Genomic DNA, 26386 nt, shown 5'->3' on the forward strand with positions numbered 1-26386 from the left:
CACGCCGGCCGCCTTGCCGGCGGTCGCGGCCTTGCCTGCCGCTTTGCCGATCAGGCCCCAGAAGGCATGGGCCGGTGGGGCGAGGGCGGTGCCCGCGAGCGCGGCGCAGAGGACGAGGGCGGCCCGGTTCGGACGCGACAGGAGGAGGGGAGAGCGTGTGCGTGACGGCATGCAGCGATGCTAAGCGCAGGCGGCCGGCACGCTGGCGCGCAGCGCGCGGCATACTGCGCGAGTCCTCTCCCTTTTCTCTTCTTCCGAACGGATTCCCCATGGCAGGTTTGCAAGCCGGCGCGCCGACACCCCAATCGATCACCGTGCATGGCCAATCGCGCGTGCTCGAGGTCGGCTTCTCGGACGGCGCCACCTTCCGCATCCCCTTCGAGCTGATGCGCATCTACTCGCCGTCGGCCGAAGTGCAGGGCCATGGCCCGGGGCAGGAGGTGCTGCAGACCGGCAAGCGCGACGTCGACCTGGTCGGGCTCGAGCCGGTGGGCAACTACGCCGTGCAGCCGGCCTTCAGCGACGGCCACAACTCCGGCATCTACACCTGGAGCCTGCTCTATGACCTGGGTGCCCGGCAGGCCGAGCTGTGGGCCGACTACGAGCGGCGCCTGGCCGCGGCCGGCGTGGACCGCGACGCCCCGATGGCCGACAAGGGCGGCCACGCCTGCAGCAGCCACTGAGCGCCGCGGGAACCGAGGGTAAACATACCCTGTTGCTATTGAAAAGATAGCCTTACACACAGCAAAGACGCGCGTTGCGGCGGCCCTCCGTTGGAGGAAAAAGCAACAAATGTCCGCCGTGCCCGCGGGGTCGTCGCCTTGAAGGAATGCCTTCCGGCCTAACATCCAGCGCATGAGTACAACCCACTTCGGCTTCGAGAAAGTCGACGAAAGCGAGAAGGCGCAACGCGTTCGCGGCGTCTTCGACTCGGTGGCCTCGCGCTACGACATCATGAACGACCTGATGTCGGCCGGACTGCACCGGGCCTGGAAGGCCTACACCGTGATGGTCGCGAACGTGGGCGAAGGCTCGCGCGTGCTCGACATCGCGGGCGGCACCGGCGACCTCGCGCTCGCCTTCTCCAAGAAGGTCGGCGCCACGGGCCAGGTGGTCCACACCGACATCAACGAAGCCATGCTGCGCACCGGCCGCAACCGCCTGCTCGACGCCGGCGTGGTGCTGCCCACCACGGTCTGCGACGCCGAGAAGCTGCCCTTTCCCGACGACCACTTCGACGTGGTCACCGTGGCCTTCGGCCTGCGCAACATGACGCACAAGGACATCGCACTCAAGGAGATGAACCGCGTGCTCAAGCCGCGCGGCAAGCTGCTGGTGCTCGAGTTCTCGAAGGTCGCCAAGCCGCTCACGAAGGCCTACGACTGGTATTCGTTCAACGTGCTGCCGCGCCTGGGCAAGCTCGTGGCCGGCGACGATGCGAGCTACCGCTACCTGGCCGAATCGATCCGGATGCATCCCTCGCAAGAGGAGCTCAAGACCCTCATGAAAGAGGGCGGTTTCGGACATGTGGACTATCACAACATGACGGGGGGAATTGCTGCCCTCCATGTTGGAATCAAGTGTTGATCACGATGACGACGCGAATTTTTCGCTCAAGAGGAGACGGCATGAAGAGTTTGGGTTCTTTGTTCTTGGCAGCAGCACTGGTGCTGGTGAGCGTTCAGGCGGAAGCTGCTCGCATGGGTGGCGGCAAGTCCGTCGGTCGCCAGTCGTCCAACGTGACGCAGCGCCAGGCCACGCAGCCCGCGGCCCCCGCGCAGCAGAACGCGACCAATGCGGCGCCCAAGCCCGCAACGCCCGCCGCCGCTGCACCGAAGCGTCCGTGGGGCGCGATGCTCGGCGGTCTCGCCGCCGGCCTGGGCCTGGCATGGCTCGCGAATTCGCTGGGCCTGGGTGCCGGCTTCGCCAACATCCTGCTGATCGCGCTGCTGGCTTTCGCTGCGCTCGCGGTGTGGCGCATCTTCAAGGCGCGCTCGGCCGCGTCGTCGGGCAACGCCAACCGCCAGGGCGCTTTCGCCTTCCAGGGCGCCGGCAGCCCCGCCGATGCACGCGCACCGGCACAGTACAGCCCGGCCAACGTCGGCAACGACGCCTCGGCACGGCCGTGGGAGCGCAACGCCGCGGCGTTCGACGCCGCACCGGCATCGCACGGCAGCAGCCTCTCGGCCGCGGGTGCCGCAGCCGGTGGCAGCATGATCGGTTCGGCACTGGCCGGTTCGCAGTCCTGGGGCATCCCCGCAGGCTTCGATGCCGACGGTTTCCTCACCGCCGCCAAGCGCAACTTCGTGACGCTGCAAGACGCCTGGGACCGCGCCGACGTGTCGATGCTGCGTTCCATGATGACCGACAGCATGGTCGAAGAGATCCGCACGCAGCTGGCCGATCGCGCCAGCCACACGGGCGGTGCGCTCAACAAGACCGAGGTCGTGATGCTCGACGCGAAGCTGCTGGGTATCGAAGAGCTGCCCGACGCCTACATGGCGAGCGTGGAGTTCTCCGGCATGATCCGCGAAGACGCCTCGGCGGGCCCGGCCCCGTTCCGTGAAGTCTGGAACATGACCAAGACCGGCAGCGCCGGCTGGCTCGTCGCAGGCGTGCAAGCGCTGCAGTGACAAAAACCTGAGCCACGGCCGTCACCCGGCCGTAGCACTGACGGGATAATGGGGACCATGGCTACACCATCGTCCCCTTTTTCTTTGCTCGGCGACCTGTTCAACCGCATCGGCGAACGCCTGCAACCGCCGGCCTGGGCCGTCCACGAGATCCAGCACCGCGCGGTGCTGTTCCTGAACCACGTGCTGCAGCAGGAACCCGAAGCGCAGCAGCGGCTGCTGCGCCAGCAGGGCAGGGTGGTGCGCTTCCAGTGGCGCTTCGTGACGATGGAACTGGTGGCCACGCCGGCCGGCCTGCTCGACCTGGCACCTGCCGGCTCCACGCCCGAACTCACGCTCACCGTGATCGATGACTCCCCCTTCGACATTGCCCGCGCCACGCTGCGCGGCGACAAGCCTTCCGTGCAGATCGTCGGCGACGTGCAACTCGCGGCCGAGGTCAACTGGCTGGTCGACCACGTGCGCTGGGACGTCGAGGACGACCTGGCCCGCGTGATCGGCGACGTGCCCGCGCACACGCTGGGCAACGGCGTGCGCCGCGTGGTGGGCGCGCTGCGCCAGTTCGTCGGCGACCGCTCGGCCCGTGCCGGCGGTGCGGCGGGCCACGCCGAATGAGTCGCTTCTATCGCGGCCTGTTCATCGTCTGGGTCGCACTGCGCTATGGCCTGGACGAGCTCGTGCTCACGAGCTTCCAGAAGCCCTGGCTGCGCGTGGTGGCGCGCATCGTCTCCATCGGACGCAACCTCGACGCGCCGCGCGGCCAGCGCTTGCGCGAGGCGCTGGAGCGGCTGGGCCCCATCTTCGTGAAGTTCGGCCAGGTGCTGTCCACGCGGCGCGACCTGCTGCCGCCCGACATCGCCGACGAGCTCGCCTTCCTGCAGGACCGCGTGCCGCCGTTCCCTTCGGCGGTGGCGGTCGCGACCATCGAGCGCGCCTTCCGCCGCCCGGTGAGCGACGTGTTCGTGCAGTTCGACGAAACGCCCATCGCCAGCGCCTCGATCGCGCAGGTGCACTTCGCGACCATCCGCACCAACCAGGGCGAGATCCGCGACGTGGCGGTGAAGGTGCTGCGCCCCAATATGCGCGGCGTGATCGAGAAGGACCTGGCCCTCATGGCCATGATGGCCGGCTGGATCGAGAAGCTCTCGCCCGACGGCAAGCGCCTGAAGCCGCGCGAGGTGGTCGGCGAGTTCGACAAGTACCTGCACGACGAGCTCGACCTCGTGCGCGAGGCCGCCAACGCTGCGCAGCTGCGCCGCAACATGGCCTCGCTCGACCTGGTGCTGATCCCCGAGATGTTCTGGGACTTCTGCCACCCCGAGGTGATCGTGATGGAGCGCATGAACGGCGTACCCATTGCGCAGATCGACAAGCTGCGTGCCGCCGGCGTCGACATTCCCAAGCTGGCGCGCGACGGCGTGACGATCTTCTTCACGCAGGTGTTCCGCGACGGCTTCTTCCATGCCGACATGCACCCGGGCAACATCCAGGTAAGCCTGGCGCCCGAGACCTTCGGGCGCTACATCTCGCTCGACTTCGGCATCATCGGCACGCTCACCGAGTCCGACAAGGAGTACCTTGCGCAGAACTTCGCGGCCTTCTTCCGGCGCGACTACAAGCGCGTGGCCGAGCTGCACCTGGAGAGCGGCTGGGTGCCGCAGGGCACGCGCATCGACGAACTCGAGGCCGCGATCCGCACCGTATGCGAGCCGTACTTCGACCGGCCGCTGAAGGAAATCTCGCTGGGCATGGTGCTGATGCGCCTGTTCCAGACCTCGCGCCGCTTCCACGTCGAGATCCAGCCGCAGCTGGTGCTGCTGCAGAAGACCCTGCTGAACATCGAGGGCCTGGGCCGCAGCATCGACCCCGAGCTCGACCTCTGGGCCACGGCCAAGCCCTTCCTCGAGAAGTGGATGATCGACCAGATCGGGCCGAAGAAGCTGTTCCAGCAACTGCGGGCCGAGGCGCCGCGCTACGCGAAATTGCTGCCGCAATTGCCGCGTTTGCTGCACGATTTCCTGGAAAATCGGCCGCCCGATCACCGCCGCGAGTTGCAGGAACTGCTGGCCGCGCAGAAGCGCACCAACCGGCTGCTGCAGGCCATCCTCTATGGCGGCATCGGATTCGTCCTGGGGTTGCTCGCCATGCAAGTGCTGGTGCGCGTGCGTTTGTTCTAGAGGCTGGAGGAGTTTCGCCGTGTTGTTGACGCTGGTCATCGTCTATCTGCTGGTCACCATCGCCATCGGCCTGTATGCGGCCAAACGGGTGAAGAACACCACCGACTTCGCGATCGCGGGGCGGCACCTGCCGCTGTTCATGATCATCACGACCACCTTCGCGACCTGGTTCGGGTCCGAGACGGTGCTCGGCATCCCGGCCAAGTTCATCGAGGGCGGCCTGAGCGGCGTGGTCGAAGACCCGTTCGGCGCGGGCACCTGCCTGATCCTGGTGGGCCTGTTCTTCGCGGGCAAGCTGTACCGCATGACGCTCTTGACCATCAGCGACTACTACCGCGAGCGCTACGGCCGCAGCGTGGAAGTGGCCTGCTCGCTGATCATCATGCTGAGCTACCTGGGCTGGGTCTCGGCGCAGGTCACGGCGCTGGGGCTGGTGTTCAACGTGCTGTCGGCCGGCGCCATCAGCATCCCGCTGGGCATGGTGATCGGCGTGGTCTCGATCCTGGCCTACACGCTGTTCGGCGGCATGTGGTCGGTGGCCGTGACCGACTTCATCCAGATGATCATCCTGGTCGTCGGCCTCGCGGTGATCGCGATGTTCGCGGGCGACATGGCCGGCGGCGCCGACAAGGTGGTGGCTTTCGCGGTCAGCAAGGACCTCTTCAAGTTCTGGCCCGAGCCCAACTGGCACGACATGGTGTTCTTCTTCGCCGCGGCCATCACGATGATGCTGGGCTCCATTCCGCAGCAGGACGTGTTCCAGCGCGTGATGTCGGCCAACAGCGTCAAGGCCGCCACGCGCGGCCCGGTGATCGGCGGCGTGGCCTACATCCTGTTCGCCTTCGTGCCGATGTTCCTCGTGGCCAGCGCGCTGCTGATCATGCCGGAGGAGGTGGCGGTGCTGCTCAAGGAAGATCCGCAGAAGGTGCTGCCCACGCTGGTGCTGCAGAAGATGCCCTTCGTGATGCAGGTGCTGTTCTTCGGCGCGCTGCTGTCGGCCATCAAGTCGACCGCCTCGGCCACGCTGCTGGCGCCCAGCGTCACCTTCACCGAGAACATCTGGCGCCAGTTCCGTCCCGCCGGCACCGACCGCGAGAACCTGATGACCATGCGCATCACGGTGCTGCTGTTCAGCGCCGCCGTGCTGGCCTACGCGATCCGCATGCAGGGCACGCCGATCTACGAACTGGTGTCGGGCGCCTACCAGGTGCCGCTGGTCGGGGCCTTCGTGCCGCTGGTGTGCGGCCTGTACTGGCGCCGCGCCACCACCCAGGGCGCCATCGCCTCGATCGTGGGGGGCATCGGCGTCTGGCTGCTGTTCATGGCGATGCCCTGGGGTACCGCCTTCCCGGCCCAGCTGGCGGGCGTGCTGTCCTCGTTCGCGGGCATGGTCATCGGCTCGCTGCTGCCGCAATGGATAGCGAACACTCACACGCCGCACCGCCTCCTGGCGACCGAGCCGGCCTGATGGCGGGCCGGGCCGGGCCCCCACGGCCCCTGTGGGCGGGGGCGCCCCTATAATCGAGGGCTTTGCGAGCGGCAGCTGCGTCGCTCATTCCCACCCCGATTTCCCATGCCCATTTACGCCTACAAGTGCAGTTCCTGCGGCTTTGCCAAAGACGTTCTGCAGAAGATGTCGGACACGCCGCTCTCGGTGTGCCCGGAATGCGGTGCGAGCGCATTTGAAAAGCAGGTCACGGCCGCCGGCTTCCAGCTCAAGGGCTCGGGCTGGTACGTGACCGACTTCCGCGAGGGCGGCGGCAAGAAGTCCGAGGCCGCTACCGCGCCCGCTGCGTCCGGCGACGGTGCCAAGTCGGCCGACGCTTCTTCTTCGTCCCCCGCCTCCAGCCCCGCACCGGCGCCCGCTCCCGCGCCGGCCCCCGCTGCAACGGCTGCCGCCAAGAGCGGCGACTGACGGAACCCTCTCCCATGTCCGCCCTGCGCAAATGGTTGTTCTCCGGCTTGCTGGTGATCGTTCCGCTGTTCATCACCCTGGCGGTGCTGAAGTGGATCATCGACACGCTCGACCAGACGCTGTGGGTGCTGCCGGGCGCATGGCAGCGCTGGCTCTACGACAACAACATCCGCGGGCTCGGTGTGCTGCTCACGCTGGCCATCCTGCTGGTGGTCGGTGCCATTGCGAGCAACTTCGTCGGCAAGCGCCTGCTCGGCTGGGGCGACGCCGTGGTGCGCCGCATTCCGGTCGTGCGCTCGATCTACTCGAGCGTCAAGCAGGTGTCGGACACGCTGTTCTCCGAGAACGGCAACGCATTCCGCACGGCAGTGCTGATCCAGTGGCCGCGCGAGAGCGTGTGGACCATTGCCTTCGTGACCGGCGCGCCGGGCAACGAGGTGGCCGAGTACCTGGGCAGCGAGGAATTCCTCAGCGTCTACGTGCCGACCACGCCCAACCCCACGGGCGGCTACTTCGTCATGCTCAAGCGCAGTGACTGCGTCGAACTGAAGATGAGCGTGGACGAAGCGCTCAAGTACATCGTCTCGATGGGCGTGGTCGTTCCAGGCGGCCCCTCCTCGGTGGCGATCAAGCCATCCAACTCATAAAAACGAACGCGCCACGACGGCGCCGGAAGTCATCTCTATGGCCATGCGTACTCACTATTGCGGTCTTGTGACCGAAGCCCTGTTGGGCCAGACCGTCACCCTGTGCGGGTGGGTCAACCGTCGCCGCGACCACGGCGGCGTGATCTTCATCGACGTGCGCGACCGCGAAGGCTACGTGCAGGTGGTGTGCGACCCCGACCGCGCCTCGACCTTTGCCGTGGCCGAGAACCTGCGCAACGAGTTCTGCGTGCAGATCACCGGCCTGGTGCGTGCGCGCCCCGAAGGCACGACCAACGACAGCCTCAAGAGCGGCAAGATCGAAGTGCTGTGCCACGAACTGAAGGTGCTCAACCCCTCGGTCACGCCTCCGTTCCTGCTCGACGACGACAACCTGTCGGAAACCACCCGCCTCACGCACCGCGTGCTCGACCTGCGCCGCCCGGCCATGCAGCGCAACATGATGCTGCGCTACAAGGTGACGATGGAAACGCGCAAGTTCCTCGATGCCAACGGCTTCATCGACATCGAGACCCCGATGCTGGGCAAGTCCACGCCCGAAGGCGCACGCGACTACCTCGTGCCCAGCCGCGTGCACGACGGCAGCTTCTTCGCACTGCCGCAGTCGCCCCAGCTGTTCAAGCAGCTGCTGATGGTGGCCGGCTACGACCGCTACTACCAGATCGTGAAGTGCTTCCGCGACGAAGACCTGCGCGCCGACCGCCAGCCTGAATTCACGCAGATCGACATCGAGACCTCGTTCCTCGCCGAAGAAGAAATCCGCGAGATGTTCGAAGGCATGATCCGCAACGTGTTCCGCAACGCCGCGGACATCGACCTGCCGGTGTTCCCGACCATGAGCTACGCCGACGCGATGTTCAAGTACGGCTCGGACAAGCCCGACCTGCGCGTGAAGCTCGAATTCACCGAACTCACCGAGCTGATGAAGCGCGTCGAGTTCAAGGTGTTCTCCAACGCCGCCACCATGGCCGGCGGCCGCGTGGTCGCACTGCGCGTGCCCGGCGGTGGTGCCGAAGGCGGCCTGTCGCGCGGCGAGATCGATGCGTACCAGGAATTCGTGAAGATCTACGGCGCCAAGGGCCTGGCCTACATCAAGGTCAACGACGCCGCCGCCGGCCGCGACGGCCTGCAAAGCCCGATCGTCAAGAACCTGGACGACGCGACGCTGGCCGAGATCATTGCCCGCACCGGCGCGCGCAACGGCGACATCCTGTTCTTCGGCGCCGACAAGGAAAAGGTCGTCAACGACGCCATCGGCGCGCTGCGCGTGAAGATTGGCCACAGCGCCTTCGGCAAGAAAGCGGGCCTGTTCGACGACCGCTGGGCACCGCTGTGGGTGGTCGACTTCCCGATGTTCGAGTTCGACGAGGAAGGCCAGCGCTGGAGCGCCGTGCACCACCCGTTCACCGCGCCGAAGGACGGCCATGAAGACCTCATGGACACCGCGCCCGAGAAGTGCATCGCCAAGGCCTACGACATGGTGCTCAACGGCATCGAAATGGGCGGCGGCTCGGTGCGTATCCACCGCGAGGAAGTGCAGAGCAAGGTGTTCCGCGCGCTGAAGATCAGCGCCGAGGACGCGCAGCTCAAGTTCGGCTTCCTGCTGGACGCGCTGCAGTACGGCGCGCCGCCGCACGGCGGCATCGCCATCGGCCTGGACCGCCTGGTCATGCTCATGACCGGCGCCGAGTCGATCCGCGACGTGATCGCCTTCCCCAAGACCCAGCGCGCGCAAGACCTGCTGACGCAGGCGCCGAGCCCGGTCGACGAGAAGCAGCTGCGCGAACTGCACATCAAGCTGCGCAACACGCCGCAGGCGGCCTGATGCAGCCATGACGACCGGCACCCGGCCCTGGAAGATCCCGGAGTCGGTGCTGGTCGTGATCCACACGTCGGCACTCGATGTGCTGCTCATCCGGCGTGCGGATGCCGAGTCCGACTTCTGGCAGTCGGTCACCGGCAGCAAAGACGCCCTCGACGAGCCGCTCGCGCTCACGGCCGCCCGCGAGGTCGCCGAGGAAACCGGCATCCAGTGCGGCGAGGGCACGCCGCTGGCGTCGCAACTGGTCAACTGGCAGCTGCGCAACGTCTACGAGATCTACCCGGGCTGGCGCGCGCGCTACGAACCCGGCATCACCCACAACACCGAGCACCTGTTCGGCCTGTGCGTGCCCGAACGCCTGACGCCCGTGCTCGATCCGCGCGAGCACACCGACTGGCAATGGCTGCCGTACCACGAGGCGGCCGACGCCTGCTTTTCCCCGTCGAACGCCGAAGCCATTCTGTTGCTGCCAGAATTTGCGCGATGAACCCACCGGCCGCCGCAGCAGCAGCAACGCAGAACCTCCGGGTCGCGACCTACAACATCCACAAGGGTGTGCAGGGGATCGGGCCGGCGCGTCGGCTCGAAATCCACAACCTGGGCCATGCCATCGAGCAGCTCGATGCCGACATCGTCTGCCTGCAGGAAGTGCGCAAGATGAACCGCCAGGCCGCCGCCCGTTTTCCGCGCTGGCCCGAACTGCCGCAGGCCGACTTTCTGGCGCCCGAGGGCTACACGGCCGTCTACGAGACCAACGCCGTCACGCGCCACGGCGAGCACGGCAACGCGCTGCTCACGCGCTGGCCGGTGATCCGCACCAGCCACCAGGACATCTCCGACCACCGCTTCGAACAGCGCGGCCTGCTGCATGCCGTGATCGACGTCGAAGGGCGCCGGGTGCACGCCATCGTGGTGCACCTGGGGCTCATCAAGGGCAGCCGCGTGCGGCAGGTGGCCCGGCTGCGCGAGTTCATCGAGCGCGAGGTGCCAATCGACGAGGCCGTGGTGGTGGCCGGCGATTTCAACGACTGGGGTGCGCGCATGCGCTACGCCATGAACGCCATGGGCCTGCGTGACACCAGCGACCTGCGCGGCCCGCGCACGCTCACATACCCCTCGCGCCTGCCCGTGACGCAGCTCGATTTCGTCTATGGCCGCCAGCTCGAACCGCTGGCCTGCAACGTGCCGCGCGGCCCGATCTGGGCCCGCATGTCCGACCACCTTCCACTGGTAGCCGACTTCGCGCTGGCCTGAGCTCGCCCCCAGGCTTCGCGCACTGCGTGTCGCTTCTCCAACCCCCTGCCGGGGGCAACACCAGCGGCCCGGCAAAGCCGGTTCCGCGGTGTTTCCCCTCTAGCGGTGCTGAAAAAGGGTTCACTGATACCATCTGCGGATGCTGAGGAAAACCGACGTCGAACCGCTTCCCGATCGAAAAGACGATGACGAGGGCACGCCCGTCTCCGTCAAGATCCGCGAGCGACTGAATGCAGCGCGCAAGCGTTTCAACGCCAACGACAACATCGCGGAGTTCATCCAGCCGGGCGAACTGGAGTCGCTGCTCGACGAGGTCGAGGTCAAGATGAAGGGCGTGCTCGAGAGCCTGGTCATCGACGTCGAGAACGACCACAACACCGACAACACTGCGCGCCGCGTGGCCAAGATGTACCTCAACGAGGTGTTCCGCGGCCGCTATGTGCCGGCACCTCCGCTCACCGAGTTTCCCAACGCCGAGCACCTGAACGAGCTGATGATCGTCGGCCCGATCACCGTGCGCAGCGCCTGCTCGCACCACTTCTGCCCGATCATCGGCAAGCTGTGGATCGGCGTGATGCCCAACGAGCACACCAACGTGATCGGCCTGTCCAAGTACGCGCGCCTGGCCGAATGGGTCATGGGCCGTCCGCAGATCCAGGAAGAAGCCGTGGTGCAGCTGGCCGACCTGATCCAGGAAAAGACGCAGCCCGACGGCCTCGCACTGGTCATGGAGGCCGAGCACTTCTGCATGGCCTGGCGCGGCGTGAAGGAAATGGACAGCAAGATGATCAATTCCGTCATGCGCGGCGTGTTCCTGAAAGACCCGAGCCTGCGCCGCGAATTCCTGTCTCTCCTGCCAAGAAAGAGCTGAGCCATGCTGGTCCGACTTCTCTATGCCAGTCGCGCCGTCGATACCAGCCCCGAGGCGATCGAGGCGATCCTCGCGAAATCGCGCACGCACAACCCGGCCTGCGGCATCACCGGCATCCTCTGCTACGGTGCCGGCACTTTCCTGCAGGCGATCGAGGGCGGGCGCGACGCCATCAGCGATCTCTACGGCCACATCCAGCGCGATCCGCGCCACAAGGACGTGGTGCTGCTGCACTACGAAGAAATCTCCGAGCGCCGTTTCGGCGGCTGGACGATGGGGCAGGTCAACCTCTCCAAGCTCAACGCCTCGACGCTGCTGAAGTACTCCGAGAAGCCCGAGCTCGACCCCTACAAGGTCTCGGGCAAGGTCTCGCTCGCGCTGCTCGAAGAACTGATGGCCACCGCGGCCATCGTCGGCCGCCACTGATCCCGGTTCGACCGGGGTGCCACTTTCCGCTTTCGCGCTGATCCTGCTGGCTGGCGTCATCCACGCCAGTTGGAACATCGCCGCCAAGAAGGCGAACGGCGATTCGCGCTTCGCGTTCCAGAGCGGCGTGTTCATGGCCGTGGTGTGGGCGCCCGTGGGCATCACGCTCGGCTGGAGCGTCGTGCCGACCTGGGGCACGAAGGAGTGGGCCTTCATCGTGCTGAGCGGCGTGCTGCACGTCTTCTATTACGTCGTGCTGCTGCGCGGCTACCGCAAGTCGGACCTCACGGTGGTCTACCCGCTGGCGCGCGGCTCGGGGCCGCTGCTGTCGTCGCTGGTCGCGATCCTGTTCCTGGGCGAGAAGATCAGCCTCGTCGGCGTGGCCGGCATCTTCGGCGTGGTGCTCGGCGTGTTCCTGGTGGCCGGCGGCCCGCGCCTCTTTCACAAGAAGCATGACCCGGTGCAGCGCGAACGCGTGCACAAGGGCATGCGCTACGGCGTGCTGACCGGCGCCTTCATCGCGGCCTACACGGTCACCGACAGCTACGCCGTCAAGTTCCTCGCGATGTCGCCGATCCTGCTCGACTACATGAGCAACTTCGTGCGCCTCGTGCTGCTGCTGCCTGCCGCGCTGCAGGACCGCGCGACCACCGTGCGCATGTGGCGTGAGCAGTGGAAGTACGCGCTGCTGGTGGCGGCGATCAGCCCCGTCTCGTACGTGCTGGTGCTGTACGCGGTGCAGCAGGCGCCCATCTCGCACGTCGCGCCGGCGCGCGAGGTGTCGATGCTGTTCGCCGCGCTGATCGGCGGGCACCTGCTGCGCGAAGGCGACCGCATGCTGCGGCTGCTGGGCGCGCTGTTCATCGCGGCCGGCGTGATCGCGCTCGCATTGGGTTGACCGAAGGCGGGCGATGCTCTTCGGCTGCGATTTCTCGAGCGCACCGACCGCCCGTAAGCCCATCGTCGTGGCCGTCGGTGAACTGGCCGGCACGGACGCCGTCACGCTGACCGGCCTGCATCGCTTCGCCACGCTCGACGCCTGGGGCCAGTGGCTCGACAGCAGCACACCCGCCTGGGTTGGCGGGTTCGACTTTCCCTTCGGCCTGCCGCGCGAATTGATCGAGCACTTGCAGTGGCCGACCGCGTGGGACGCGCTGATCGCCCACTACGCCGGCCTGAGCCGCGCCGAGATCCGCGACACCTTCGCCGCCTTCTGCGCGGCGCGTCCGGTCGGCGGCAAGTTCGCGCACCGTGCGACCGACGCGCCGGCCGGATCGAGCCCGTCGATGAAGTGGGTGAACCCGCCGGTCGCCTACATGCTGCACGCCGGCGTGCCGCGCCTGCTCGCCGCCGGCGCCACCTTGCCGGGCCTGCACACGGGCACCCACAAGGAACGCATCGCGCTGGAGGCGTATCCCGGACTGCTGGCCCGCGAGCTGATCGGCCGGCGCAGCTACAAGAGCGACGACCTCGCGCGCCAGTCGCCCGAGCGCGAAGCCGCGCGCACCGACCTGCTGGCCGCGCTGGAAGCCGGGCGCACGCGGCTCGGCCTGCGCCTCCAACTCACGGCCGCACAGCGCAACGGGCTGCGTGCCGACGCCAAGGGCGACGAACTCGACGCGGTGCTGTGCCTGCTGCAGGCCGCCTGGGCCCGCCGGCGCGCCGACAGCCCCGGTCCGGGCTACGGATTGCCGGGGTCCATGGACCCGCTCGAAGGCTGGATCGTCAGCGCCTGAGCCGCCTGCCGTCGCTTGCTTGTCCTACAGCGCTTCGGGCCTGCCGCGACACCCGGGCGCGGGCGGTGGGGACTAGATTGACTGGCGTGGACCAAGCCGGTCCATGTACCCATTCCGACCGCAGGAGGATTTCCCATGACAACGTCGAACCGTTCCCTCGCTCCCTTTGCCACCTCGCGCACCTGGCTCGCCGTGCTCGCAGCCGGCGCCGCGCTGACCCTGGCCGCCTGCGACAAGCCGGGCAACCAGACTGCCGGTGAGAAGCTCGACAGCGCCGTCGCCAAGACCGAGCAGGCGGCCTCCGATGCCAAGGCCAAGACCGAACAGGCCGCGGCCGACGCCAAGACCGGCATGGCCGGCGCCACCGCCGATGTGAAGGAAGCCGCCAAGGACGCCACCGCTGCCGTCACCGCCACGGTCGACGACGCCGCGATCACCGCCTCGGTCTCGGCCGGCCTGGCCAAGGACCCGGACCTGAGCGCGATCAAGATCGACGTCGACACCAAGGGCGGCGCCGTGAGCCTCAAGGGTCCGGCACCGACGGCCGCCGCCAAGTCGCGCGCCGAGGAGATCGCCAAGGCCGTGCAAGGCGTGAAGTCGGTGAACAACCAGCTCGAAGTGAAGGGCTGACCGGTCCTTCTGCGTCAAGCAGCAAAAAGCCCGGCTCGGCCGGGCTTTTTCTTGTCTGCGTGCAGCACGCGTTGGCGCGACGTCAGGGCGGGTCCTGCCGTGGCGGCCGCGCGGGCTTCTGCAGCAGCGTGTTGACCAGGTCGGCCACGTCGGAGGTCTTGAGCACCGCCGCGATCACGGCCGTGGCCGAGAGCAGCCGCCAGGGCCGCACGAGCACCAGCAGCGAGCCCGTGGCGGCCGCGGCGGCCATGAGCTTGACGGGCTCGGTGCGGGCGTAGTGTTCGAGCAGGGGGCGGGCCAGCTGGCCGGCCGCGTGCGCGGGATGGCGGCGCCACCAGCGCTGCACCACGCCGCGCGCCATCGCGCTCCAGACGTTGTGGCGGCGCCCCGGCGAGGCGGGCGGCGCATCGCCAGCGTCGGTGTGTGCGTATTCGAGATCGTCGTCGGCGTCGCCGGCGGCCAGGGCGCGATGGGGCGCCGGGGCGTCGGGCTCGCCGCCGTTCAGTTGCCGCACGAGCGCGCGGCGAGAAAGGGCCAGCCGCTGTTGCGGCGTGAGTTGCGCTGCGCCAGGGCGGCGGGAATCAGGGCTGCTCATGGCGGGCTCCGGCGGCATGCAGCGCGTCGAGGTCCGCGGCCAGCTGGGCGCGCAGATCGTCGAAGCCGTAGTTCGGACTCGGGCGGGTGGCGATCCAGGTGCAGATCGCTGCGATCACCACCGCCACGGCGGGCACGGCCACCAGCACCCAGTGGAAGCTGCCGTGCAGCACGCCGAGCAGCACGGCCACGCCGATCAGCCCGAGGGCGAGCACGGCGGTGGCCACGGCCAGGACGCCCGCGACCAGTCGGGCAACCAAGCCGCGTCCCGCCACGGCACTCTCCTGCCGGACAAGGGCGGCGTAGTTGGCGATGTGATCGGCAATGAGCTCCGGGTGCCCGAGCACCGTCGAGAAGATCGGATGAAGCATGTGCGAGGGTGGTCGGGCGGGGTCGGTCGGTCAGTGGCGATGCAACAGCGGATCAGTAGTCGTCGCGGTTGCGGCGGCTGGCCAGCACGATCAGCGCCGTGATGGCGGCGCCGGCAGCGGCGGCCAGCAGCACCGAGCGCACGGGCTGGTCGGAGATGTAGCGGCCCGTCACGTCGGCGGCCTGTTCGATGCGGCGGTGCGCGCGAGCGCTGGTGGTCGAAGCGGCGTCGAGACCGCGCTGCACGGCTTGCTGCACGCGTGCGGCCAACTGCTCGACACCCGGCTCGGCGTCGCGGCGCAGTTCGCGGACCTTTTCGCCCGCCGCATTCACCGCGTTCTGAGCGTAGGCGCGGGTGGTTTCGGCCGCTTCCTGGGCGGTCTGGCGCACGTCGTCGGCGAGTTGCGAAGGGGTCTTGGTCGTGTTCATGGGAGAGTCCTTTCCGGGAAGATGAAATGCGGGAGCCTGTGGATCGTAACTACGCTACTTGCGTCGTAGCAAGCCGGCCAGGAAGCTGGCGATGGCGAGCACGGCAAAGATGATGAAAAGGACCTTGGCGATCCCCACCGCGCTGGCGGCAATGCCACCGAAGCCGAACACGGCAGCGATGAGTGCGATGACCAGAAATACCACGGCGTAGTGCAGCATGCGGAACTCCTTCGAGGCTTCCCTCTTTGTGGTTTGAAACCATGCATCCGGGCGCATCGCTGAAGACGCGGCCCGGTGCCGGATGACACAGGACCCACCTTAAGGGCAGGGTCGCATCGGCCCTGTCAGCGACCGGGGCGGGGGTGCGTAGGAGGCGACCGAGTCGCCGCAGGCCCGGGGCGTGAAGAAATGCCAGCGCCTGCGTCAGGCGCCGCGCGACGCGGGGGTGTCGGGGCTCGCCGGCGTGCCGGCCTGCGGTGCCGGCTTCACCACCGGCAGCATCGCGGTGAGCCGCGTGCCCTGGCCGGGCGCCGAGGTGATGGTGAGCTTGCCGCGCGCCGCCTCGACCCGGTGGCGCATGCCCGCCAGGCCGTGCGTCGACGGGCGCATGCGCTGCGCGTCGAAGCCCTTGCCGTTGTCGGCCACCTCCACGATCACGTGGTTGGCGTAGTTCTTCAGCACGATGGTGGCTTCGCTGGCCTCGGCGTACTTGCCGATGTTGGTCAGGCTCTCCTGCACCATGCGGTAGATCGTGAGCTGGCGCGACTCGTCCATGGTCACGGGCTCCAGCGCCATCTCGATCTCCAGGCCCGAGCGCTCTCCGAACTCGCGCCCCAGGATTTCCAGCGAGGCGACCAGCCCGAGGTTGGAGAGCGACGAAGGCCGCAGGTCCTCGATGATGCGGCGCTTCAGCGCGATGCCGCTGTTGAGCAGCTCGGTCAGGTGCTGCAGCCGCTGGATCGCGTCGGGCGAGTCGGCCAGGCGCGACTTCAGCCGCGCCACGTCGAGCTTGGCGGCCGTGAGCAGCGAGCCCAGTTCGTCGTGCAGTTCGCGCGCCAGGTAGCCGCGCTCGGTCTCGCGCACGTCCTGCAGGTGGGTGGCGAGCTCGGCCAGCGAGGCGGTGCGCTCGCGCACCTCGTCTTCGAGGGCGTTGCGTTCGCGTTGCAGCGCCTCCTGCTGGCGCTCGCCCACCGAGCGCAGCGCGTGCGTCTGGCGCAGGTACAGGAAGAAGGCGATCAGCGCCGCGAGCGCCACGATGCCGGTGCCGACGCGCGCCAGCTGCAGCGACTTCATCACCTGCAGCTGACCGGCCTGCAGCGTCGCGTTGCTGGTCTTCACCAGCTCGTTGGCGGTGGCGCGGATGGCTTCCATCTCCTCGCGCCCGACGTCGGTGGTCATGACGAACTTCCAGGCGTCCTCGTTGCCCTCGTGGCGCAGCCGCACGCTCATGTCCATCTCGGCGATCTTGCGCAGCACGTGCTTGGACAGCTCGGACAGCTGGGTGCGCTCGGCCGGGCGCTCGGCGTACAGCTGGCGCAGCGTGGCCAGGTTGCCGTCCACCTGCTTGACCGCGATGTCGTAGGGCTGGCGGTAGGCGGCTTCGCCCGTGAGCAGGAAGCCGCGCTGGCCGGTTTCGGCGTCCAGCATGTTCTGCAGGATCTGGTTGAGCGTGCCGCGGATCTGCTGCGCCTCGTCGATGTCCGCCAGGGCGCGGCTCGATTGCCGGTATCCTGCCTCGTTGATGCCCACGAGGGCCAGTGCGGCCAGCGCCGCGAGCAACAGGCTCACGGCCATTTTTTGGGGGGCTAACCAGTGCATGACACCCTTAGGGTCGCATTCAATGCAACTTCGTGAATAATTGATAACAATCAGGGACCGGCATGCTGCGGCTTCCAAAGCTGCGGCACAACGACGAAAGTAACAGATGATCAAAATTGGAATTGTGGACGACCACGCCATCGTGCGATCGGGCCTCCGGCAGTTCTTCTCCGAGCACGTGGACCTGCGCGTGGCGGGCGAGGCAGCGAGCGGCCGTGAAGCCATCGAGCTGGTACGCACCACCGAACTGGACGTGCTGGTGATGGATCTCTCCATGCCGGGACAAAGCGGTATCGATGCACTCGCCATGATCCGCGCCAAGGCGCCGGACGTGGGCATCCTGATCCTCAGCGGCTACCCCGAGGAGCACTACGCGATGAACCTGATCCGTCAGGGCGCCAGCGGCTACCTCAACAAGGAATGCGAGCCCATCGAGATCGTGAACGCCATTCGCACCATTTCGCTGGGCCGGCGCTACATCACGCCCGCCGTGGCCGAACTGCTGGCCCGCCAGCTCGACCGCAAGGACGACGCCGCGCCGCACGAGCAGCTTTCGGAGCGCGAGTTCCAGGTGTTCCTGAAGCTGGCCAAGGGCGAGACCGCCGGCGACATCGCCAAGACGCTGTCGCTGTCGGTGAAGACGGTGAGCACCTACCGCACGCGGCTGATGGAGAAGATGAACCTGTCCTCCAACAGCGACCTGACCTACTACGCGCTGAAGAACAAGCTCATCGATTGAGCCGCGCCTAGGCATCGCCGGGTGCGGACCGCAGCGCGGCGGCCTGGCGGATGCAGAAGTCGACCAGTGCGTCGATCTCGTTCGACTTGTCGAACACCGCGTCGACCCCGAACTCGGCGCAGCGGCGCCGGATGTCGGGCGTCGCATAGTTGCTGAGCACCACCACCTTCTGGCCGGGCTTGCGCGACTGGCAGGCCTGAAGGATGCCCAGGCCACTTCCCTGCTTGAGAAAGAGATCGACGATGGCCAGGTGCCACTCGTCGGCATGGTCGTGCAGCCAGTCGCGCGCGTGCTGCTCGGTTTCCGCAAAGCCCACGACCGTGGTGCAGGTGAGCTCTTCCAGAGTGCCGATGAGGTTTTCACGGATCGTGGGGTTGTCTTCGACAACGTAGGTCTGCAATCTGGAATCCATGCCGAACCGCGCTTCCTCTGAGGTGGGCAGGTGCTCGTGTCCAAGCGCCCTGCGGAGGAGAGAGCCTGCCCATGGACATTGAGGCTTTCCCGCAGCGGATCATGCAGGGTTCAAGGGCCGCGCGTTGTAGGCGGGTTCTGACGCATGTGCAGGCGGCTGTCTCCACGCCGCCTCGCGCCCGCCCGTAGGCCAAGCCGCACGGGGTCTGCGGCCCGCCGCCGACCCGGTTCGGGCGCGCATCCGGGTAAGAATCGACCATGGCAACCCAATCCCTTCGCACCCGGCCGCGCTGGCAGAAGCTGCTGGCGGCCTTCGTGCTGCTGGTCGCCGTCCTGCTGACCGCGTTCGCGCTCCTCGTGGCCTTCTTTCCTTGGGACACGCTGCGCGAGCCGCTCAACCGCTTCGTGAGCGAGAAGACCGGGCGCAAGTTCGAGATCACCCGCCGGCTCGACGTGGACCTGGGCTGGAAGGCCGCCACCATCCACTTCGACGGCATCGAGTTCGCCAACCCCGACTGGGCGCGCGATCCCTACCTGGTGAAGGCCGAGCGCGCGAGCTTCGAGATCCGCCTCTGGCCGCTGATCGACAAGCGGGTGGTCATTCCGAGCCTGGCGCTGACCGCGCCCACCGTCGGCCTGCAGATGGAATCCGATGGACGCCGCACCTGGGCCTTCGGCAAGGACACCTCCGACACCGGCACCGTGCCCACCATCGGCCTGATCCAGGTCGACAAGGGCGCCGTCGACTTCCTGGCCACGCACCTGGGCGTCGACGTGCACGCCGACCTGGACTACGACAGCAACCGCGGCGAGCTGCCTCTGCACTACCGCATCAAGGGCCGCTACAAGGGCCAGCCGCTCACGGCCGACGGGCGCACCGGCAACGTGCTGCAGATCAACGCCGCGGGCGCGCCGCCGTTCCCGCTCGAGATCAATGCCGCCGCCGGCCAGACCCGGCTCAAGGCCAATGGCACGGTGGCCCAGCTCGCGGGCTTCGACGGCATCGACGCCACGTTCCAGATCAAGGGCCAGACGCTGAGCGCGCTGTACCCGCTGCTGGGCATCGTGCTGCCGCAGACCCCGCCCTATGCGCTGAGCGGCGGCCTGCGCAAGCGCGGCAAGCTCTGGGAGGCGGCGGGGCTCAACGGCCGGCTGGGCCTGTCGGACATCGGCGGCGACATGGCCTTCGACCAGGCCGGCAAGGTGCCGCGCCTGTCGGGCACGCTGCGCTCGCGCGTGATGGACATGGACGACCTCGGCCCGCTGATCGGCCTGCCGCCCACGGCGCGCTCCGCCAACGCGGTGGAAGGCGTGGCGCCGGTCGCCTCGGCCCAGCCCAAGCGACCGCCCGGCGGCAAGGTGCTGCCGACCACGCCGTTCGACTTCGGGCGGCTGCACGCCATGAACGCCGACGTGGCCTACACGGCCGAGCGCATCCGCAACGTGCGCGAAGTGCCGCTGGACCGCGGCAGCGTCAAGATCCGGCTGACCGACGGCGTGCTGTCGCTCGACCCGCTGGACCTGGGCGTGGCCAACGGCAAGCTCGTGGGCGCGATCCGCATCGACGCCACCAAGACGCCGGCCGACATCCGCGCCTCGCTCGACGTGCGCGGCCTGCGGCTGGCGCGGCTCATTCCCAAGCTGGAGAACTCGGGCAACAGCGTCGGCCGGCTCGACGGGCGCATCAACCTGTCGGGCGCCGGCAATTCGGTGGCCAGCTGGCTGGGCGGCGCGTCGGGCGACATGGCGGTGCTGTCGGGGCGCGGCCAGTTCGGCAACCTGATGCCCGTGTTCGCGACGCTGGTGGGCGGCGACATCCTCAAGTTCCTGCTGCGCGGCGACCGCGACGTGGAGCTGCGCTGCGCGGCGCTGGCCTTCGACGTGAACAAGGGCGTGATGAACGGGCGCACGCTGGTGCTGGACACCACCAACGCCGTCTTCACCGCCACCGGCCAGGCCAACCTCGCGACCGAGTCGCTGGACTTCGTGATCCGGCCCGAGCCCAAGAGCGCGAGCTTCCTGTCGCTTCGCACGCCGCTGGTCGTGAGCGGCACCTTCGGCGCGCCCAAGGGCGGCGTCGAGATCGGGCCGCTGGCCGGCCGCGGCCTGGCGGCGCTGGCGCTGGGCGCCATCAACCCGCTGCTGGCGCTGGCTGCGACCATCGAGACCGGCCCCGGCGAGAACGCCGACTGCACGGGCGTGCTGGCACTGGCGAACCGGCCCACGGCCGGGGCCGCCGCGCGCGGTGCGGCGCGGGCCAAGGGGGCTCGCCAGCCTTAACGAAAGAAAAAAGAGGGCAGGCGGGCGCTCAGTCGCCGGCCTGGGGCCGCTGCGCGCAGACGCTGCAGTGCGGGTCGCGCGAGACGCGCAGCGTGTCGAAGCCGGTGCTGCGTCCGTCGAACATCAGCAGCTTGCCCGCCAGCGACGGCCCGATGCCGGCCAGCAGCTTGAGCGCCTCGCTGGCCTGCAGCGTGCCGATGGTGCCGACCACCGGGCCGAACACGCCGAGCACCGCGCAGCGCGTTTCCTCGAAGCTGGCCTCGGGCGGGAACAGGCAGGCGTAGCAGGGGCAGGCCGCGTCGCGCGTGTCGTACACGCTCAACTGGCCGTCGAAGCGGATCGCCGCGCCCGCCACCAGCGGTTTGGCATGCGCCACGCAGGCGCGGTTCACGGCCTGCCGGGTGGCGAAGTTGTCGCAGCAGTCGACCACCACGTCGGCCTCAGCCACGAGCCGCGACAGCAGCGCCTCGTCGGCGCGCACGGCGTGGGTCTCGATGGCGATGCCGGGGTTGATGTCGCGCATGGCCTGCGCGGCGGATGCGACCTTGGGCTGGCCCACCCGCGCCTGGGTGTGGGCGACCTGCCGCTGGAGGTTGGTGAGATCGACTTCGTCGTCGTCGACCAGCACGATGTGGCCGACCCCCGCTGCCGCGAGGTACAGCGCCACCGGCGAGCCCAGCCCGCCGGCGCCGATGACGAGCACCCGCCCGGCACTGACGCGCGCCTGGCCGTCGATGCCGAATTCTTCGAGGAGGATGTGCCGCGAATAGCGCAGCAGGTCGTGATCGTCCATGCGCGCCTGCCTGGGCCTGTGCGGGGGAGGGGAAAACGCCGGTGGCGCGAACCGCACGGTGCGTGCGGCCCGCTCGCCGGGATCAGTTTTCCTTCTTCTCGTCCTTGTTGTCGACGATGACCTGCGTCTTGCTGACGAGCACCGGCTGGCCCTTCAGGCGGTTGAGCGCCTGCACCAGCGGGAAGTCCTTGTCGGTGCCGAACTCGGGCACCTTGCGGTCCTGCGGCGGCTTCTTGGCTTCTTCCTCGAGGCGCTTGCGGGCTTCGTCGCGGGCCTTTTCACGCTCGGGGTCCTTCACCTCGGGGCCCTGGCCGCTGGCCAGGTGCTTCTCGAGGTCGGCCTCGCGCATGCGCAGGGCGGCGAAGGGGCTGCCCTCGGCGCTTTCGTCGACCAGCACGTTGGGCACGATGCCCTTGGCCTGGATCGAGGTGCCGCTGGGCGTGTAGTAGCGCGCGGTGGTGATCTTCAGGCCGGTGTCGGGGCCGAGCGGGCGCACCGTCTGCACCGAGCCCTTGCCGAAGGTCTGGCTGCCCATGATGGTCGCGCGCTTGTGGTCCTGCAGCGCGCCGGCCACGATCTCGCTGGCCGAGGCCGAGCCTTCGTTCACCAGCACCACCAGCGGCACGTTCTTGAGCGCTGCCGGCAGGTTGCGCAGCGGGTCGCTGCCCGAACGGCGCTGGTAGTACTCGGGCGCCGCCTTGTAGATCGACTTGCTTTCGGCCAGCTGGCCGTCGGTGGTGACCACCGTGACGTTCTCGGGCAGGAAGGCCGCCGACACCGCCACCGCCGCGTCGAGCAGGCCGCCCGGATCGTTGCGCAGGTCGAGCACCAGGCCCTTGAGGTTCGGGTCTTCCTTGTAGAGCTCCTCGATCTTCTTGACGAAGTCGTCGACCGTGCGCTCCTGGAACTGCGACAGGCGGATCCAGCCGTAGCCCGGCTCGATCATCTTGCCGCGCACCGACTGGGTACGGATTTCCTCGCGCGTGATCGTGACCGGGAAGGTGCGGCTCTCGTCCTTGCGGAAGATGGTCAGCAGCACCTTGGTGTTGGCCTCGCCGCGCATGCGCTTGACGGCTTCGTTCAGCGACAGGCCGCGCACGGCGGTGTCGTCGATCTTGGTGATCAGGTCGTTCGGCTTCAAGCCGGCGCGGAAGGCCGGCGAGCCCTCGATGGGCGAGACGACCTTGATGAGACCGTCTTCCTGCGAGATTTCGATGCCCACGCCGACGAAGCGGCCCGTGGTGCCCTCGCGGAATTCCTTGAAGGACTTCTTGTCGAAGTACTGCGAGTGCGGATCGAGCCCGGCGACCATGCCCGAGATGGCGTCCGAGATGAGTTTCTTCTCGTCGACCGCCTCGACATAGTCGCTCTTGACCATCCCGAAGACGGCCGCGAGCTGCTGCAATTCCTCGAGCGGAAGCGGCGCGAGCGAACCCCGCGCGACCGTCTGCAGCGAGACGGTGGTCAGGACGCCAGCAACGGCGCCGGCGGCGACCCAGCCGGTGATCTTCAGTTTCTGGCCCATCATGAGTGAAATGTCCTGTATGTCGACGGCTGTCGAACCAATATACACAGCTTGGAAGCAAATTGCCTGCCGGGGTTCCACGGAGGAACCGGCAGGCGGGGTTTTCTTCTTTTGCTTACGTCTTCAGCCCTTGCCCTGCGAAGCCACCGCGGCGGCGGCCTTTTCGGCGGCCGCGGCATCGCCCAGGTAGTAGTGGCGCAGGGGCTTGAGGTCGTCGTCCAGCTCGTACACGAGCGGGATGCCGTTCGGGATGTTCAGGCCGACGATGGCGTCGTCCGAGATGCCGTCCAGGTACTTCACCAGCGCGCGGATCGAGTTGCCGTGCGCGGCCACGACCAGGCGGCGGCCGGTGCGGATGGCCGGGGCCATCGATTCGTTCCAGAACGGCAGCACGCGCGCCACCGTGTCCTTCAGGCATTCGGTCAGCGGGATCTGCTCGGGCGACAGCTTGGCGTAGCGCACGTCGGAGCGCTCGCTGCGCGGGTCGTCCGCTTCCAGCGGCGGCGGCGGGGTGCTGTAGCTGCGGCGCCAGACCAGCACCTGCTCGTCGCCGTACTTCTTGGCCGTTTCGGCCTTGTTCAGGCCCTGCAGGCCGCCGTAGTGGCGCTCGTTCAGGCGCCACGAGTGCACCACGGGCAGCCAGGTGCGGTCGAGTTCGTCGAGCGTGTGCCAGAGGGTGCGGGTGGCGCGCTTGAGCACGCTGGTGTAGGCCACGTCGAAGTCGTAGCCCTCGGCCTTGAGCAGCCGGCCGGCCTGCTTGGCCTGCTCGACGCCGGTTTCGGTCAGGTCGACGTCGGTCCAGCCGGTGAAGCGGTTTTCGAGGTTCCAGGTCGATTCGCCGTGGCGGATCAGTACCAGTTTGTGCATGTCGGAGGCCTTTGGCAGCGCGTGGGAAAACCAGCATTCTAAAATCCCGGGTTTGCCATCCAAGGAACCCCCGTGAAATTGATCGAATTCGTCACCGCGAACTGGATGCTGATCCTGATGGCGCTCACCTCGGGCGGCATGCTGGCCTGGCCGATGCTCCGGGGTGCGGGCGGCGGCACGCTCACGGCCCAGGGCGCCGTGCAGCTCATCAACCGCGAACGCGCGGTGCTGGTCGATGTGCGCGAACCCGAAGAATTCGCGACCGGCCACATGATCGGCGCCAAGAACGTGCCCCTGAACCTGCTGGACGAGAAGCTGGCCAGCACGGTCAAGAACAAGAACGTGCCGCTGCTCCTGGTGTGCGCCACCGGCGCCCGCGCCCAGCGCGCCGTGGCCACGGCCAAGAAGCTCGGCTACGAGCAGGCCCAAGCCGTCGCCGGCGGGCTGAAGGCCTGGAAAGAGGCCAACCTGCCGGTTGAAAAAGCCTGATTTCCCCCAAGGTAGAGCGCATGCAAGCCGTCAAGATGTACACCACCGCCGTCTGCCCGTACTGCACGCGTGCAAAGCAGATCCTCAAGGCCAAGGGCGTCGAGCAGATCGAAGAGATCCGCATCGACACCGACCCGCAAGCCCGCACCACCATGATGGAGATCACCCAGCGCCGCACGGTGCCGCAGATCTTCATCGGCGACACCCACGTGGGCGGCTGCGACGACCTCATGGCCCTGGACAGCCGCGGCGGCCTGGTCCCGCTGCTGCAAGGCGCCTGAAGCTCCGCGCGGCCGGGCGTCACGAAAGTGCGCGGGCCGTCGGGCGATAATCGTTTGTTCCCTCATCTGCAGCCCGCTGCGGGACCCTCTCCCCGGCGGGCATTGTTTTGATCCTCGAAAGTTCAGCCATGGCCGACCAGCAAGCCCAAGATCCCGTGTTCCAGATCCAGCGCGTCTACCTCAAGGACCTGTCGCTCGAACAACCCAACTCGCCCGCGATCCTGCTGGAGCAGACGCAGCCCACCGTCGACATCCAGCTCGGCGTGGACGCCCAGCCCGTGGCCGACGGGATCTTCGAGATCACCGTGTCGGCCACCGTGCAGACCAAGATCGAAGACCGCACCGTGTTCCTGGTCGAAGCCAAGCAAGCTGGCATCTTCGAGATCCGCAACCTGCCGGAAGACCAGATGGGCCCGATCCTGGGCATCGCCTGCCCGCAGATCGTCTACCCCTACCTGCGCGGCAACGTGGCCGACGTGATCCAGCGCGGCGGCTTCCCGCCCGTGCATCTGGCCGAAATCAACTTCCAGGCCATGTACGAGCAGCAGCAAGCCCAGGCCGCCGGCCAGGCTGCCCCCACCCTGGCCCAGTAAACCGGCCGCACGACGCCGCCAGCGCACGATGAAGATCTGCGTTCATGGCGCCGGTGCCTGGGGCACGGCCGTCGCAGTCAACGCGGCGGCCCGCCACGAGGTCACGCTGTGGGCGCGCGACGCCGCCCAGGCCGACGCCATGTCGGCCGCGCGTGAAAACACCCGCTACCTTCCCGGGCTGGCCCTGCCGGCCTCGCTGGCCGTGCGCGCGGGCGACATCGCCCAGGCGCAGGCCGGGGCCGACCTCGTCATCGTGGCCACGCCCATGGCCGCGCTGCGCGACCAGCTGATCGCCCTGCGCGGCACCAGCGCCCAGGTGGCGTGGCTGTGCAAGGGCGTCGAGCCCGCGCTCGATGCCTCTCCCACCGCCTACGGCCTGCTCGCCCACGAGATCTGGGCCCAGGTCGCTCCCGAATTGAAGGCGGGCGTGCTCAGCGGCCCCAGCTTTGCGCAGGAGGTCGCCGAAGGGCGCCCGACCGCGCTGGTGGCCGCCAGCCCGCACGCCGGCGTGCGCGATGCGCTGGTCGAGGCCTTCCACGGCCCGGCCCTGCGCGTGTACGCCAACGACGACATCGTCGGCGTCGAAGTCGGCGGCGCCGTGAAGAACGTGCTCGCCATCGCCACCGGGCTGTGCGACGGCCTCGCGCTCGGGCTCAACGCCCGCGCGGCGCTGATCACCCGCGGCCTGGCTGAAATGACCCGCTTCGGCCTGGCGCTCGGCGCCCGCGCCGACACCTTCATGGGCCTGTCGGGCCTGGGCGACCTCGTGCTGACCGCCACCGGCGACCTGTCGCGCAACCGCAAGGTCGGGCTGCTGCTGGCCCAGGGCCGCACGCTGGCGCAGGCCGTCGATTCGCTGGGCCACGTGGCCGAGGGCGTGTACTGCGCCCGCACCGTGGTGCAGCGCGCGCGCGGGCTGGGCATCGAGATGCCCATCGCCGAAGGCGTGGTCGCGCTGCTCGACGGCCAGGTGAGCCCGCGCGATGCCGTGGCGGCGCTGACCGGGCGCGATCCGGTGCCGGAATCGGTGCAAGCCGGTTCGGCTCCCCGCCACTCCTCCTGAAAAATT

At 68.1% G+C, this 26386-nt stretch carries 31 protein-coding genes; 22 read left to right on the forward strand and 9 right to left on the reverse strand.

Annotation, left to right across the window (positions count from 1 at the left end):
- The first annotated feature begins 269 nt into the window (after nucleotides 1-269).
- The 16 genes from VBO01S_RS17525 (at nucleotide 270) to VBO01S_RS17600 (ending at nucleotide 14129) form a co-directional block, all read left to right on the forward strand.
- On the forward strand, nucleotides 270-683 hold the full coding sequence (locus VBO01S_RS17525; protein WP_062477026.1) for a gamma-butyrobetaine hydroxylase family protein: 414 nt from the start codon (nucleotides 270-272) through the stop codon (nucleotides 681-683).
- 172 nt (nucleotides 684-855) lie between these two features.
- Complete coding sequence (ubiE, locus tag VBO01S_RS17530) at nucleotides 856-1587, forward strand: bifunctional demethylmenaquinone methyltransferase/2-methoxy-6-polyprenyl-1,4-benzoquinol methylase UbiE (protein WP_062477029.1); 732 nt, start codon at nucleotides 856-858, stop codon at nucleotides 1585-1587.
- Between the two features lie 41 nt (nucleotides 1588-1628).
- Complete coding sequence (locus VBO01S_RS17535; protein WP_062477032.1) at nucleotides 1629-2633, forward strand: Tim44 domain-containing protein; 1005 nt, start codon at nucleotides 1629-1631, stop codon at nucleotides 2631-2633.
- A 57-nt stretch (nucleotides 2634-2690) separates the two neighbouring features.
- Nucleotides 2691-3248 (forward strand): ubiquinone biosynthesis accessory factor UbiJ, encoded by a 558-nt coding sequence (locus tag VBO01S_RS17540; protein ID WP_062477123.1) that lies wholly within the window; start codon nucleotides 2691-2693, stop codon nucleotides 3246-3248.
- Entirely contained in the window at nucleotides 3245-4810 is a 1566-nt protein-coding gene (gene ubiB / locus VBO01S_RS17545) for a ubiquinone biosynthesis regulatory protein kinase UbiB (protein ID WP_062477035.1), read from the forward strand. Before VBO01S_RS17540 ends, ubiB begins: the two co-directional genes overlap by 4 nt.
- A 19-nt stretch (nucleotides 4811-4829) precedes the next feature.
- Nucleotides 4830-6278, forward strand: coding sequence for a high affinity choline transporter 1 (locus VBO01S_RS17550; RefSeq protein WP_062477039.1), 1449 nt, complete (start codon nucleotides 4830-4832; stop codon nucleotides 6276-6278).
- A 105-nt stretch (nucleotides 6279-6383) separates the two neighbouring features.
- The gene (locus VBO01S_RS17555; RefSeq protein WP_062477042.1) at nucleotides 6384-6725 is read left to right on the forward strand and encodes an FmdB family zinc ribbon protein; all 342 of its coding nucleotides are present in this window, start codon (nucleotides 6384-6386) and stop codon (nucleotides 6723-6725) included.
- Between the two features lie 14 nt (nucleotides 6726-6739).
- Entirely contained in the window at nucleotides 6740-7372 is a 633-nt protein-coding gene (locus VBO01S_RS17560; protein ID WP_062477045.1) for a DUF502 domain-containing protein, read from the forward strand.
- Nucleotides 7373-7409: 37 nt separating this feature from the next.
- A complete protein-coding gene (gene aspS, locus VBO01S_RS17565; RefSeq protein WP_062477047.1) occupies nucleotides 7410-9215 on the forward strand; it encodes an aspartate--tRNA ligase in 1806 nt (601 codons plus the stop codon).
- Between the two features lie 7 nt (nucleotides 9216-9222).
- Nucleotides 9223-9699 (forward strand): dihydroneopterin triphosphate diphosphatase, encoded by a 477-nt coding sequence (gene nudB / locus VBO01S_RS17570; RefSeq protein WP_062477050.1) that lies wholly within the window; start codon nucleotides 9223-9225, stop codon nucleotides 9697-9699.
- The gene (locus VBO01S_RS17575) at nucleotides 9696-10466 is read left to right on the forward strand and encodes an endonuclease/exonuclease/phosphatase family protein (RefSeq protein WP_062477053.1); all 771 of its coding nucleotides are present in this window, start codon (nucleotides 9696-9698) and stop codon (nucleotides 10464-10466) included. Before nudB ends, VBO01S_RS17575 begins: the two co-directional genes overlap by 4 nt.
- 139 nt (nucleotides 10467-10605) lie before the next feature.
- Entirely contained in the window at nucleotides 10606-11337 is a 732-nt protein-coding gene (gene folE / locus VBO01S_RS17580) for a GTP cyclohydrolase I (RefSeq protein WP_062477056.1), read from the forward strand.
- Between the two features lie 3 nt (nucleotides 11338-11340).
- Nucleotides 11341-11763 carry a BLUF domain-containing protein gene (locus tag VBO01S_RS17585; protein WP_062477059.1) on the forward strand — a complete coding sequence of 141 codons (423 nt, stop codon included), beginning with the start codon at nucleotides 11341-11343 and terminating at the stop codon, nucleotides 11761-11763.
- Nucleotides 11764-11779: 16 nt separating this feature from the next.
- The gene (locus tag VBO01S_RS17590; RefSeq protein ID WP_062477062.1) at nucleotides 11780-12661 is read left to right on the forward strand and encodes a DMT family transporter; all 882 of its coding nucleotides are present in this window, start codon (nucleotides 11780-11782) and stop codon (nucleotides 12659-12661) included.
- 13 nt (nucleotides 12662-12674) lie between these two features.
- Nucleotides 12675-13499 carry a DUF429 domain-containing protein gene (locus VBO01S_RS17595; RefSeq protein WP_062477065.1) on the forward strand — a complete coding sequence of 275 codons (825 nt, stop codon included), beginning with the start codon at nucleotides 12675-12677 and terminating at the stop codon, nucleotides 13497-13499.
- A gap of 135 nt (nucleotides 13500-13634) precedes the next feature.
- Nucleotides 13635-14129: a BON domain-containing protein gene (locus tag VBO01S_RS17600; RefSeq protein ID WP_062477068.1), complete on the forward strand. Its 495-nt coding sequence runs from the start codon at nucleotides 13635-13637 to the stop codon at nucleotides 14127-14129.
- An 82-nt stretch (nucleotides 14130-14211) separates the two neighbouring features.
- On the opposite strand, the gene VBO01S_RS33060 is transcribed toward VBO01S_RS17600, so the two are convergent.
- The 5 genes from VBO01S_RS33060 to VBO01S_RS17620 form a co-directional block, all read right to left on the reverse strand.
- Nucleotides 14212-14724 carry a hypothetical protein gene (locus VBO01S_RS33060; protein ID WP_062477126.1) on the reverse strand — a complete coding sequence of 171 codons (513 nt, stop codon included), beginning with the start codon at nucleotides 14722-14724 and terminating at the stop codon, nucleotides 14212-14214.
- Nucleotides 14711-15094: a hypothetical protein gene (locus VBO01S_RS17610; RefSeq protein ID WP_062477071.1), complete on the reverse strand. Its 384-nt coding sequence runs from the start codon at nucleotides 15092-15094 to the stop codon at nucleotides 14711-14713. Before VBO01S_RS17610 ends, VBO01S_RS33060 begins: the two co-directional genes overlap by 14 nt.
- A 52-nt stretch (nucleotides 15095-15146) precedes the next feature.
- Nucleotides 15147-15521, reverse strand: a complete 375-nt coding sequence (locus VBO01S_RS17615) for a hypothetical protein (protein ID WP_062477074.1) — start codon at nucleotides 15519-15521, stop codon at nucleotides 15147-15149.
- 54 nt (nucleotides 15522-15575) lie between these two features.
- Entirely contained in the window at nucleotides 15576-15740 is a 165-nt protein-coding gene (locus VBO01S_RS31865) for a DUF1328 domain-containing protein (protein ID WP_070063586.1), read from the reverse strand.
- 204 nt (nucleotides 15741-15944) lie between these two features.
- On the reverse strand, nucleotides 15945-17315 hold the full coding sequence (locus VBO01S_RS17620; RefSeq protein WP_062477077.1) for a CHASE3 domain-containing protein: 1371 nt from the start codon (nucleotides 17313-17315) through the stop codon (nucleotides 15945-15947).
- Between the two features lie 130 nt (nucleotides 17316-17445).
- Here VBO01S_RS17620 and VBO01S_RS17625 point away from each other — a divergent pair, with 130 nt between their 5' ends.
- Nucleotides 17446-18078: a response regulator gene (locus tag VBO01S_RS17625; protein ID WP_021008787.1), complete on the forward strand. Its 633-nt coding sequence runs from the start codon at nucleotides 17446-17448 to the stop codon at nucleotides 18076-18078.
- Nucleotides 18079-18085: 7 nt separating this feature from the next.
- Here VBO01S_RS17625 and VBO01S_RS17630 read toward each other — a convergent pair whose 3' ends face one another.
- A complete protein-coding gene (locus VBO01S_RS17630) occupies nucleotides 18086-18490 on the reverse strand; it encodes a response regulator (protein ID WP_062477080.1) in 405 nt (134 codons plus the stop codon).
- 257 nt (nucleotides 18491-18747) lie between these two features.
- On the opposite strand from VBO01S_RS17630, the gene VBO01S_RS17635 reads away from it, so the two are divergent.
- The gene (locus VBO01S_RS17635) at nucleotides 18748-20769 is read left to right on the forward strand and encodes an AsmA family protein (RefSeq protein ID WP_062477083.1); all 2022 of its coding nucleotides are present in this window, start codon (nucleotides 18748-18750) and stop codon (nucleotides 20767-20769) included.
- 28 nt (nucleotides 20770-20797) lie between these two features.
- On the opposite strand, the gene VBO01S_RS17640 is transcribed toward VBO01S_RS17635, so the two are convergent.
- From VBO01S_RS17640 to gpmA, 3 genes are all read right to left on the reverse strand, one after another.
- Nucleotides 20798-21562 (reverse strand): HesA/MoeB/ThiF family protein, encoded by a 765-nt coding sequence (locus VBO01S_RS17640; RefSeq protein ID WP_062477085.1) that lies wholly within the window; start codon nucleotides 21560-21562, stop codon nucleotides 20798-20800.
- An 82-nt stretch (nucleotides 21563-21644) separates the two neighbouring features.
- Nucleotides 21645-23087 (reverse strand): S41 family peptidase, encoded by a 1443-nt coding sequence (locus VBO01S_RS17645; RefSeq protein WP_062477129.1) that lies wholly within the window; start codon nucleotides 23085-23087, stop codon nucleotides 21645-21647.
- Nucleotides 23088-23210: 123 nt separating this feature from the next.
- Nucleotides 23211-23954 carry a 2,3-diphosphoglycerate-dependent phosphoglycerate mutase gene (gpmA, locus tag VBO01S_RS17650; RefSeq protein ID WP_013543140.1) on the reverse strand — a complete coding sequence of 248 codons (744 nt, stop codon included), beginning with the start codon at nucleotides 23952-23954 and terminating at the stop codon, nucleotides 23211-23213.
- Between the two features lie 105 nt (nucleotides 23955-24059).
- Here gpmA and VBO01S_RS17655 point away from each other — a divergent pair, with 105 nt between their 5' ends.
- The 4 genes from VBO01S_RS17655 to VBO01S_RS17670 all read left to right on the forward strand — a co-directional run bounded on the left by VBO01S_RS17655 (nucleotide 24060) and on the right by VBO01S_RS17670 (nucleotide 26380).
- Nucleotides 24060-24443 carry a rhodanese-like domain-containing protein gene (locus tag VBO01S_RS17655; RefSeq protein ID WP_370681259.1) on the forward strand — a complete coding sequence of 128 codons (384 nt, stop codon included), beginning with the start codon at nucleotides 24060-24062 and terminating at the stop codon, nucleotides 24441-24443.
- A gap of 20 nt (nucleotides 24444-24463) precedes the next feature.
- Nucleotides 24464-24724 (forward strand): glutaredoxin 3, encoded by a 261-nt coding sequence (gene grxC, locus VBO01S_RS17660; RefSeq protein ID WP_062477087.1) that lies wholly within the window; start codon nucleotides 24464-24466, stop codon nucleotides 24722-24724.
- A 128-nt stretch (nucleotides 24725-24852) separates the two neighbouring features.
- Entirely contained in the window at nucleotides 24853-25317 is a 465-nt protein-coding gene (gene secB, locus VBO01S_RS17665) for a protein-export chaperone SecB (protein ID WP_056578332.1), read from the forward strand.
- A gap of 28 nt (nucleotides 25318-25345) precedes the next feature.
- Nucleotides 25346-26380: an NAD(P)H-dependent glycerol-3-phosphate dehydrogenase gene (locus tag VBO01S_RS17670; protein ID WP_062477090.1), complete on the forward strand. Its 1035-nt coding sequence runs from the start codon at nucleotides 25346-25348 to the stop codon at nucleotides 26378-26380.
- Nucleotides 26381-26386: the final 6 nt, after the last annotated feature.

It is taken from the genome of Variovorax boronicumulans NBRC 103145, assembly GCF_001591345.1.
Taxonomy (GTDB): domain Bacteria; phylum Pseudomonadota; class Gammaproteobacteria; order Burkholderiales; family Burkholderiaceae_C; genus Variovorax; species Variovorax boronicumulans.